The organism is Cecembia lonarensis LW9, assembly GCF_000298295.1.
In the GTDB taxonomy this organism is placed as follows: Bacteria; Bacteroidota; Bacteroidia; order Cytophagales; family Cyclobacteriaceae; genus Cecembia; species Cecembia lonarensis.
On record NZ_AMGM01000168.1, the window covers coordinates 1 to 2,441 of the forward strand.

General features: G+C 43.5%; 2 protein-coding genes. Both read right to left on the reverse strand.

What is annotated here, in order from left to right:
- Positions 1-234: 234 nt before the first annotated feature.
- Positions 235-1,008: a YdcF family protein gene (locus B879_RS20545; RefSeq protein WP_009187151.1), complete on the reverse strand. Its 774-nt coding sequence runs from the start codon at positions 1,006-1,008 to the stop codon at positions 235-237.
- Between the two features lie 28 nt (positions 1,009-1,036).
- The gene (locus B879_RS20550; RefSeq protein ID WP_009187152.1) at positions 1,037-2,062 is read right to left on the reverse strand and encodes an ATP-grasp domain-containing protein; all 1,026 of its coding nucleotides are present in this window, start codon (positions 2,060-2,062) and stop codon (positions 1,037-1,039) included.
- Positions 2,063-2,441 lie beyond the last annotated feature (379 nt).

The window sequence follows — 2,441 nt, forward strand, 5'->3', positions numbered from 1 at the left end:
ATTTTTTTAATTCAAGAAAGTATATAGGCTAAACGGTTGACATCCTGATTTGAAAGCTTACCCGTTTATTAAAAGCGGAGGGGCGAAGAGGCAGAGAAGCTGAGGGTTCAATGTTCAATTGTTCAAATGTTCAGTGTACCTTACACGATTCGTAAAACACTGAACACTGAACTTTTAACACTCAAACTTCATTCTACATTACTACTCCAAGCTACCAAGCTCCAACCACGAAATTCATTCCTGATTCATCCGCCTAAAAATCAAACGCAACTCCACATAAGCCCTCCCCCCCCATTCATGGGCCAATATTCCCCAATACTGTAGGGCCTGTATCTGAGGTACCCAAGAATACCGGTCTCCTCCGGGATGCATCTTCACAGTATATACAGCAGGCGCTGCATGCACCCTTAAACCCTCCAATTCAAAAATCCGCTTCGCACGCGGAAGATGCGCGGCGGAACTCACCAATACAATTTCCCCTACATCAGGAAACCGGCTCCTGAAATCTCCTGCCTCGCCCAGGGTATTCCTCCCTTTTTCTATTTTAAGTATCTTCTCCCGGGGAACACCAAAGTCCTTGGCCACTGCAGCATAAAGCTGGGCCTGGGAAACAAAACCTTGGCGGCCGGCACTGGAAAAAACCAAAAAACTTTCAGGCCGTCCTTTCCACAAAGCTACCCCCTCCACTATCCTTCCCAACATTGCTCCACCCACATATTGATGGATTTTTAAATCTTTATCAGGCGTACCACCCGAACCCAAAACTACAATATGCCTGACCCCTTTCGGTACTTGTTCCAAAACAGGATAATGACGTTCCGTCCAGTACACCAATAACCTAGGTAGTGGAGCGAAAAGAAGTAACAATAAAACCAAAGCAAACCAAGAAATAAGCCGTTCCAATAGTATGGAACTTCTGAAAAACCTCCAAACGACATACCCACAGAGCAAACTCAGGTAAATGGCCGGGTTGAACAACAACTCCCTAATATAAACGGAAATCATCATGGGACTCAAATTAATTTACTATGATTCCCTATTTTACCCATTCCTGAAACTTAGCCTTTAAACCTTGCTTCACCGGCAACTGCCACACAAGCGCATCGATGGAGGCTTCTGCACGGTACAATAACGGCCCCTCTTTGGTAAACACCAATTCCCAGGTCCAAAAAGAGGCATTTTCACTTTCTGCGGCTGCCCTTTTAACCAGGCCAATAACCGCTTCCCAGTCCGGAAATTCAAAGCCCTCTATATCCGCTCCCGTCCATGGATGCCAGGCACAATCTCCCAAAGTAATGTCCATACTTACCGCAGGTCCACTTACCTTTCCACTATCCGCTGTCACCGGAGCCACTAAAAAATCCAAATCACGGCTTTCGCCCCATTGGTTCAAAGGAATCAACCAACGGCATGCTACAATGCCCAAACCTTCATTTGCATCAAAACGGGTCAATACCTGTACCCTATGCAATCCAAAAGCGGAGACCTTAACCAATGCCTCCGGTTGCTCCAACCAAACCTCCACAGATTTAAAGCCCGATAAATGCATATAATCCAGCATATCTAAACCGGAAAAATCCTTGCTAAACCTGACCATACAACCTCTCTCCCGAGTAGTCTTTTGGGGTTTAAACAACAACTTCTTACCCTGACCTAAGCATTCGGGAAAATCCATAGGCTGCAATTCCTGCAGTTCCGAAAGCTGGAATACCCGATGACGGGGAAGTGTAGGAAAACGTTCCGCCAAAGCAAGCTTTTTCTTTTTAGAAAGTATTTTTGCTTGGGCATTTTTCTTTTCAAACATCCTAATTTGGCCTTTTCCCAACCAATTGTCCCTTTCTTGATAATCTAAATCAAAAAACCGGTAATGGTAATATTCCAAGATACTTACCTGGTACATGTACACAGCAGTCATGATATCCATCCAAAGGCCAGTGGATTTCATGCCGGTCTCTTTCATGGTATAGTAGAAAAACCGGTCAGAAGCCTTCCAGTCCAAGCGAAATAAATCCTGGATAAAAAAGACCGTCCGATCAAAAGCTTTTTCGAAGAATTTGAGCATAGGCTAAATTTGAAATAAGCCTGTTTTGGAAGATTTCAAGGTTGGATGTTAAATGTTAGGTTCCCCACTTTTTTCTTTTGCCTTTTGCCTTGGCTCTTTCTTTTTGTTCAATTGTTCAATGTTCATTGTTCAGTTGTTAAATGTTAACTATTAACCGTTAACAACCTAATTTGAAAGCTTATCTGTTAATTAAAAGCGATGGAGAGGAGAAGCGAAGAAGCGAAGGGGAAACTTCAAGTTAGTCTGAACCGCATTTGGAAACGGAACATTAGCGGAAATTCGTAAGCCTGCGCCTAATTCTTTTTATCATGTTGGGTTTGGTCTCAGAAAAGAATCAAGACCCCTAACCAGCCTTAAATCAACCCAATTCGTGTAATTC

What these genes read in the sequence shown, in the direction of transcription:
- B879_RS20545 (WP_009187151.1), bottom strand. Translation starts at nt 1,008, where the DNA reads ATGATGATTTCCGTTTATATTAGGGAGTTGTTGTTCAACCCGGCCATT.
- B879_RS20550 (WP_009187152.1), bottom strand. Translation starts at nt 2,062, where the DNA reads ATGCTCAAATTCTTCGAAAAAGCTTTTGATCGGACGGTCTTTTTTATC.